The sequence below is a fragment of the Sinomonas sp. ASV322 genome, assembly GCF_030908245.1.
In the GTDB taxonomy this organism is placed as follows: domain Bacteria; phylum Actinomycetota; class Actinomycetes; order Actinomycetales; family Micrococcaceae; genus Sinomonas.
This window is the reverse complement of the sequence record NZ_JAVFJJ010000002.1, coordinates 442030-449062: the sequence shown is the minus strand read 5'-3', so window position 1 is coordinate 449062 and position 7033 is coordinate 442030. Positions and strand designations below refer to the sequence as shown.

The following is a 7033-nucleotide window of genomic DNA, read 5'->3' as shown; positions in this document are numbered from 1 at the left end:
GTTCCAGCACCACGCCGTGACGCGCCGGAACGAGCGGTCGGGGCCCAGGCCGGCCTCGGCCTGCGTGTCCTTTCCCAGCAGCCAGCCGAGGAAGGCCTCGAGCTCGTGCCTGCGGGACAGGTCGGGGCGCCGACGAGTGGTCCCGGCCCGGCACGAGACGCACCTCCACCGCTGCGTCCCCGCGGCGGTCCGCCCGTTCTTTACCAGGACGGACCCGCATACCCGGCAGGACGTCGAATTGGAAGCAACCCTCACGCCTAAGGGTCACAGAGTAAGACGACCCCGAATTTCCCGCGCCAACACTGGGATCCAGGCCAATCCCATCCCCACGTTTTGTCCTATAACCCCGGTCGGGGGCGCGGCGTGTCTCGGCCCGACGCGGGTTCCGACTGGAAGAAACGGACTGGAGCACGCGATGGGTTCCGTTCGGGAGGGCTCAGGCGAGCTGTCTGGACAGCCACCATGCGGTAGCCCCGCCGGCGGTGTGCCGGCTCTTCTCGACATATCCGCTCTTGCGGTAGAACTCGAGGTTGCGCTCCGCACCGGTCCACAGGGCCGAGGCCGTCCCGCCGATCTCAGCGTGGCGGTGCCGCAGCAGCGCTGATCCTGCGCCGCGGTTGGCATGCCGCGCCCCGATGAAGTGCAGGTACCAGAACGATCCGGCCGGAGCTGCGGCCGCGATCTCCGCGAAGATCCGAGCGACCGCCGTGTTTGCGTGAGGGGGCGGCTCGATGCTGAGGGGGTGCCCCGGTTCGAGCCAGACCGCGACGCCGTCGAGATCGTCGGTTACTTCGATGATCGAGCCAGTGGGAGGCGAGGTGAGCAGGCTCGTGAACGTCGCGCTCATTGACTCGCGCCGCGCGTCCGACTCCGGGAAGAGCCATTGCGCGAACGGGTCACGGTCGAAGGCCTCTGTGAGCGTCTGCGACGCGTGCCAGAGATCCCCCGCTGTATACGAGCGCACACCCATGTCCCAGAATCTAGTGTCCTGCGGCTCCGGCAGTCCATCCATGGCGCAGTAGCCCGCGCTCCAGCCCGGTTGTGGTTTCCCAATCAGTCCCGGACGCGGCGCGTCTCCGCGCGACGCGGTTTCTGACGGGAAGAAGTGGACCGGAGCGCGGGGGTCCCGCGGACCAGGGTCAGTACGTCAACCCATGCCCGAACGGGAACAGCGGGTCCGCGGTGTCCGAGGGCACGTCTGGACGCGAGGCCTCGACGGCGGCCATGCTCGACGGGAGCTCGATCGGGAGGTGCCCCCGCGGTGGCACGGCGCCGAAGAGGACGTCGAGGAGGGCCTCGCCCGAGGCCCCGAAGTTGGCGACGATCGCAGCTGCGTCCTCGACGAACGGGGTGAGGATGGCGGGCCGATCGAGGAAGACGTCGACGACCGTCGGGACGATCCGGGCGATCCGGAGGATGCGTGCGGCTTCGTCCGCCGGGAACTCGAGCGAGCCCGCGTGGAAGAAGTTCTCGAACGCCGTCGAACGCTTCTCGAACGGGGCGGCGACGCGGAGGATCGCGACGTCGGCGTCCTCGGGAGCCTCGACCCGCACGCCGTATGCGGCGAGATCCCCGGGCCGGAATCCCTCGGCGTAGATGCGCACGCCGCGGGACAGCGGAAGGGTTGCTCCGCCGGCGGGCGCGCGGTTCGCGAGGACCGTGATCGAGGCGCGCTGGGCGGCGTTGCCGGCAGCGCGGAACCCCGCGCTGCCGACGATCTTCTCGGCGCGTGCCGCGTCCACATACGGATCGTCGAAGAGGCCGAGGACGAACTTCTCCCGCAGGAGACGACGTGCGGAGACGTCGAGGCGCTCCTCCGAGACGGCGCCCGAACGCACGAGCTCGACCAGCAGGCTGGGATCGGCTTCGCCGCCGAACTGGTCGGCGCCGGCCTCGAGGGCCTTGACCATGCGTTTCGCCGGCGAGAGGTGCTCGACGCCCCACGCGCGGGCCGGGAAGGGATCGCCCGCGATGACGGAATCCGTGATGAGGCCCCAGTCGGTGCACACGATCCCGTCGAAGCCGTACCGCTCGCGCAGGAGTGCTGTGATCACCGACTTGTTGAATCCGAATCCGACCTCTTCGTAGTCGGTCCCGACGGGCATGCCGTAGTAAGGCATCATCTGGCTCGCGCCGGCGTCGATGACGGCCTCGAACGGCTTGAGGTGGTAGTCGAAGTTGTCGCCTGGGTAGACCTGCTCGCGCCCGTACGCGAAGTGCGGGTCCTCGCCATCCTTCTGCGGCCCGCCGCCCGGGAAGTGCTTGACCATCGCCGCGACCGACTCCGTGCCGAGCGCCGGCCCCTGAAGACCCCGGATGTAGGCGACGCCGAGGCGTGTCGTGAGGTCGGCGTCCTGGCCGAACGTCCCGACCTGGCGCGCCCAGCGCGGCTCGGTTGCGAGATCGATCTGCGGGTGGAGCGCGACGCGGAGGCCGACGGCGGTGTACTCCTGCCGAATCGTGTCGCCGAAGCAGAGGGCCATGTCCGAGTCGCCGACGGCGCCGAGGCCGAGAGGCTCGGGCCACTGCGAGAACGGTCCCGCGTGCATCGCGGTGCCGGGGTTGTCGGTGAACGAGTGGCGCGGGTCGGTTGAGAGGGTCACGGGGATGCCGAGGCGCGTGGAGGCGGCGAGGTCTTGGAGGCGGTTCTGCCACTCGGCGATCGTGCGGGCGTCGGGGGCGGCACCGAACAGGTTGAAGTGGGTCATGTGCCGGCCGAGGACGTACTCCTCGGTCGATGGGAGGCTGAACTCGGGGCTCTCGCCGGCGAGGGCACCGCCGTCGCCCATCGCGATCATGTTCTGGAAGAAGAGCCCCGCCTTCTCCTCGAGCGTCATCTGCCCGAGGAGGATCTCGACGCGCTGCGACGTGGGAAGCGCGGCGTCCCGATACCGGGTGTCAATCGTCATGGAACTCTCTTTCAGTCGGTCGGCCTCCCCGCGAGGAGACCGAGGGCGTAGCGAATGTGGTCGACCATGTCGACTCCGGGATCGATGAGCCACTGCAGCTGCATGCCGTCCGCAATGGCGAGGGCGATGCGCCCGAAGCGCTCGGGGTCGAGGTCCGGGGAAATCGCTCCGGCCGCCTGCTGGACGCGGATGTCGTCGGCGAGGACCTGTTGGAACTTCTCGAACCGGTCCGCGAAGAACTGGCGCGCCGCGTGTTCGGGGTCGGTGGCCTCCGCGCTGAGCTGGGCGTAGAGCTGGGAGAGGCCGGGGACCTCGGTATCGTGCTGCATGACTTGGAGCATCGTCCCGAGCCAATGTCCGGGTTTGTCGTCCACGTAGGCGGCCGAGTCGAGCTCGTCGCGCTTGCGCAGGATCTCGGCGAAGAGCTCTTCCTTCGAGCTGAAGTAGTACAGGATTCCGGCCTGGCTGATGCCCGCCGCGTCGGCGATCTCGCGGACGGAGGCTCCTCGGTACCCCTTCTCGGCGATGACCTGCAGCGCGGCGGTCAAGATTTCCTCGCGCTTCGCGACGCCTTTTGTGTACGATCCCGGACGACGGCTCATGCGTCTATTCTTGCCGCTCTCACCGGTCCCTCGGTCCGGCAGCCAGTCGGCCGGCTGAGCGGCGCGGGGTGGATCGGCGTGGATCCGCCCCGCGCCGCTTGGCGTCAGTTGTGGCCTTCGGCGTGGCGCTGGGCGACGCTGCGCACCGGAAGGATCGTGACGGCGCCGAGGAAAGCGACGATGCCGGCTCCCCAGAACAGCGCGCCGTAGTTCTCCGTTCCTCCGCCGAGGCCGAGGAGGATCGCGCCGACGCTCCCCGCGAGGGACTGGGGCAGGGCGTTGGCGATGTTGAGGACGCCGAGGTCCTTGGCCGAATCATCGGGGTTCGGCAGGACGTCGACGACGAGGGCGGTGTCGACGGCGGTGTAGACGCCGTAGCCGATGCCCATGACGGCCTCGACAACGTAGAACATCGGGACGTCGTGCGTCACGGCGAGGAGTGCGGTGCCGATGGCGAAGATGGCGGTTGCCGCGATGACGAACCCCTTGCGGTTCGACGTCTTGTCCGAGAGCCATCCACCGATCTTGGCGAAGACGACGAGGGCGATCGTGTTGATGAGCACGCCGGTCGTGAGGGCGCCGACCGCGGCGCCGGTCTCGAGGTGGACTTCCTTCTGGAGGAAGAAGAGGCGGAACGTGATGAAGAGGAACATCGCGAGCACGACGAGGAAGCGGGAGATCCATACCCAGGCGAAGTCGGGGTGCTTGAGCGGGTTCACCCAGAAGGTCATGACGAAGACCTTCCAGCCCCCCGTCTCGGGACGCTTCGTGATGGGCTTGTCCGGCAGGATGAAGCAGTAGAGCGCGACCGTGAGGAAGGCGAAGGCGGCCGGGAGGACGAACAGCAGGAGCATGTTGCTCACGAACCAGCTCGCGACATACGCGGCCGCGAGGATGCCGAGGTTCTGCATGACTCCGACGTTGGCCGAGACGCTTGCGCGCTGCTCTTCCGGGACCTGGTCCGCGATGGTGGTCAGGAGCGGCGCGAGGATCATGTTTCCGGTGAGCTGGGCGAGGGCCCAACCTGCGAGGACCACGGGAACGCTCGGGGCGAGGGCGACGATCGCGAGGGCGACGACGAAGCCGACGGCGCCGCCGAACATCCACGGGCGACGACGGCCCCAGCGCGAGAGCGTGAGGTCCGAGAGGCGCCCGATGACGGGGTTGGCGATCAGCGCGACGAAGGCCGCGGCTGACAGCACGCCGCCGGTCGCCGCGGCTGCGTCGGCCGCGGGGACGAGCGTCTGCACCTTGAGTGCGAGGCTGACGGTCACCGGCGCAAGCAGCGCGACGAAGAGGCCGAACTGCGCGAGCGCCATGCCGTAGACCACGGGACGCGGTGCGCGCTGCCGCGGACCTTCCGTGCCGGTGACGAGAGTGACGAAGGGTCCGCCGGACCCACGTTGGCCGACGAGGGGTGTCTGCTCTGACATTGCTTGATCTCCATTGATGAACGACGGCGCCGACCGCGCCATCGCGCACCGGTGCCCCATGAATACAAGACGTTAAGGGTAGAGCGTGCGCTAGACAAGGGATTTGGCCAAAAAAACTGAACGTTACTCAGTTTTGCGCCTAGATCAGAGGAGATTGTGTTCAATAGATGAAGACAAGAGGGGCCCGGCACGCGGATGCCGGGCCCCTCGAGGGAACGAGAAAACAGCTCAGGCGGAGCGCTGGTAGGCGCGGAACGCCGCCGTCGCGAGCCCTCCCATAACGACGGCGAGGCCGGCCAGGAGCCCGAGGTGGCCCCACACACTCCCCCAGTCGGGCGACGCGGTGAGCGCGCCGCGACCCGCCGCGACCGCCCACTCGAACGGGTTGAACCGTGCCACGTCGCGCACCCACTGCGGGGACAGCCGGGTGTCCATGATGGCCGAGCTCAGGAACATGAGCGGGAACGAGAGCAGCTGCGAGATGCCGATGAGCGCGGTCTGCTCGCGGGCCATGAGGGCCACCGCGTTCGAGAGGGCCGAGAACACGAACGTCAGGAGCACCGCCGCGGCGAACAGGATCACGAGACCCGACCAGCCGCCGTCGAACGTTGCCCCCGTGAGCCACGCGATCGGCAGGACGACCGCCGTCTGGATGATCGTGAGCACGGCCTGGAACAGCATGGTCGACACCATGAGGGCGCCGCGGCTTGTGGGCGACGTCAGGAAGCGGTCCATGACGCCGCGGGCCATGTCCTGGATGTACGTCGTCCCGGCCCACGCGCTGCCGAAGAGCGCCATCATCATGACGATCCCGGGAGTCATGAAGTTGACGTAGCTCCCACTCGAGAAGCCCGGGATGTCCGCGACCGACTTGAACAGCTGCCCGAAGAGGAGGAGCCAGATCATCGGCTGGACGAGGTTCATGACGAGGTACACCGGCATGCGCCAGAAGCCGCGGAGCAGCCGCGCGGTGAGGAACGCGGTGTGCGCGAGGGCCGAGCCTCCTGTTGAGCGCGTCGGGCGGGCTGAACGGGCCGCGCGGGCGGGCTGGGTGCTCAAGGACTGGCTCATGCCGCCACCTCCTCGGCCTGGGCCGCCGAGTACGCGCGGCCGGTGTGGCGGAGATACACGTCGTCGAGGCTCGGACGGGCGAGGGTCGCCGAGGCGACGGCGACTCCCGCGGCGTCGAGCGCGGCGAGGGCGTGCGGGAGGACCGCGGCGCCGTCGTCCGTGCGCGCGCGGATGATCCGCGCGTCGTCCGTGACGTCCCGGACGGAGGCGAGCCGGTCGACGGCGGCCTTCGCCCGGGCGGGGTCGGCGTCGAGCGCGATTTCGATGATGACGGCGTCGCCGCGCAGCTCGCGCTTGAGCTCGTCCGGGCTGCCGCTCGCGACGATGCGCCCGCCGTCGAGGATCGCGATCCGGCCGGCGAGACGGTCCGCTTCGTCGAGGTAGTGGGTCGTGAGGAGCACGGTCATGCTCTCGGTCGAGGCCATCGACTCGATCTCGTTCCACATGTCCGCGCGGGCCTCGGGGTCGAGGCCCGTGGTCGGCTCGTCGAGGAACAGGACGGCGGGGCGGTGCATGAGGCCGACGGCGACATCAAGCCGGCGGGCCATCCCGCCCGAGTAGGTCTTGACGAGGCGGTCCTTGGCGTCCGTGAGGGAGAACCGGGCGAGCAGCTCGCGGGCCCGGGCCTTCGCGTCGCTCCCGGCAAGGCCCTGGAGCCGCCCTGCGAGGACCAGGTTCTCGTACCCCGTGTCCATGGGATCGCACACGGACTTCTGCGCGACGAAGCCGATCGCGGCCCGCACCTTCTCGGGGTGGCGCGCGACGTCGATGCCCGCTACCTCCGCGACGCCCGAATCCGCGCGGGAGAGCGTCGAGAGGATCTTGACGGCGGTGGACTTGCCGGCCCCGTTCGGGCCGAGGAGGCCGAAGACCGAGCCAGCGGCAACGCCGAAGCTCAGGCCGTTGAGGGCCTTGACGGGGGGCTTGCCGCGGCCGCCGGGGTAGGTTTTGGCGAGGTCGACGGCGGTGATCGCCGGGGCGTTCCCCGACGCTGTTTTTGGTGACATGGGTGGATTCC

At 69.0% G+C, this 7033-nt stretch carries 6 protein-coding genes and 1 pseudogene; all 7 read right to left on the bottom strand.

Features of this window, described 5'->3' with window-relative positions; translation table 11 throughout:
- Window positions 1-255, bottom strand: a pseudogene (locus RBS12_RS04725) (IS256 family transposase); the annotation flags it as partial.
- Between the two features lie 181 nt (window positions 256-436).
- A complete protein-coding gene (locus RBS12_RS04720; RefSeq protein ID WP_307964909.1) occupies window positions 437-970 on the bottom strand; it encodes a hypothetical protein in 534 nt (177 codons plus the stop codon).
- A gap of 169 nt (window positions 971-1139) precedes the next feature.
- Complete coding sequence (locus RBS12_RS04715; RefSeq protein WP_307964908.1) at window positions 1140-2909, bottom strand: glycoside hydrolase family 3 N-terminal domain-containing protein; 1770 nt, start codon at window positions 2907-2909, stop codon at window positions 1140-1142.
- Window positions 2910-2920: 11 nt separating this feature from the next.
- Window positions 2921-3511, bottom strand: coding sequence for a helix-turn-helix domain-containing protein (locus RBS12_RS04710; protein ID WP_307964907.1), 591 nt, complete (start codon window positions 3509-3511; stop codon window positions 2921-2923).
- 104 nt (window positions 3512-3615) lie between these two features.
- On the bottom strand, window positions 3616-4944 hold the full coding sequence (locus RBS12_RS04705) for an MFS transporter (RefSeq protein WP_307964906.1): 1329 nt from the start codon (window positions 4942-4944) through the stop codon (window positions 3616-3618).
- 228 nt (window positions 4945-5172) lie between these two features.
- Window positions 5173-6015 (bottom strand): ABC transporter permease, encoded by an 843-nt coding sequence (locus tag RBS12_RS04700; RefSeq protein WP_307964905.1) that lies wholly within the window; start codon window positions 6013-6015, stop codon window positions 5173-5175.
- Window positions 6012-7022 carry an ATP-binding cassette domain-containing protein gene (locus RBS12_RS04695; RefSeq protein ID WP_307964904.1) on the bottom strand — a complete coding sequence of 337 codons (1011 nt, stop codon included), beginning with the start codon at window positions 7020-7022 and terminating at the stop codon, window positions 6012-6014. Before RBS12_RS04695 ends, RBS12_RS04700 begins: the two co-directional genes overlap by 4 nt.
- Window positions 7023-7033 lie beyond the last annotated feature (11 nt).

Bases quoted from the DNA above. Each gene is read 5' to 3' on its own strand.
- RBS12_RS04705 (WP_307964906.1), bottom strand. From the start codon at position 4,944: ATGTCAGAGCAGACACCCCTCGTCGGCCAACGTGGGTCCGGCGGACCC.
- RBS12_RS04715 (WP_307964908.1), bottom strand. From the start codon at position 2,909: ATGACGATTGACACCCGGTATCGGGACGCCGCGCTTCCCACGTCGCAG.
- RBS12_RS04710 (WP_307964907.1), bottom strand. From the start codon at position 3,511: ATGAGCCGTCGTCCGGGATCGTACACAAAAGGCGTCGCGAAGCGCGAG.
- RBS12_RS04695 (WP_307964904.1), bottom strand. From the start codon at position 7,022: ATGTCACCAAAAACAGCGTCGGGGAACGCCCCGGCGATCACCGCCGTC.
- RBS12_RS04700 (WP_307964905.1), bottom strand. From the start codon at position 6,015: ATGAGCCAGTCCTTGAGCACCCAGCCCGCCCGCGCGGCCCGTTCAGCC.
- RBS12_RS04720 (WP_307964909.1), bottom strand. From the start codon at position 970: ATGGGTGTGCGCTCGTATACAGCGGGGGATCTCTGGCACGCGTCGCAG.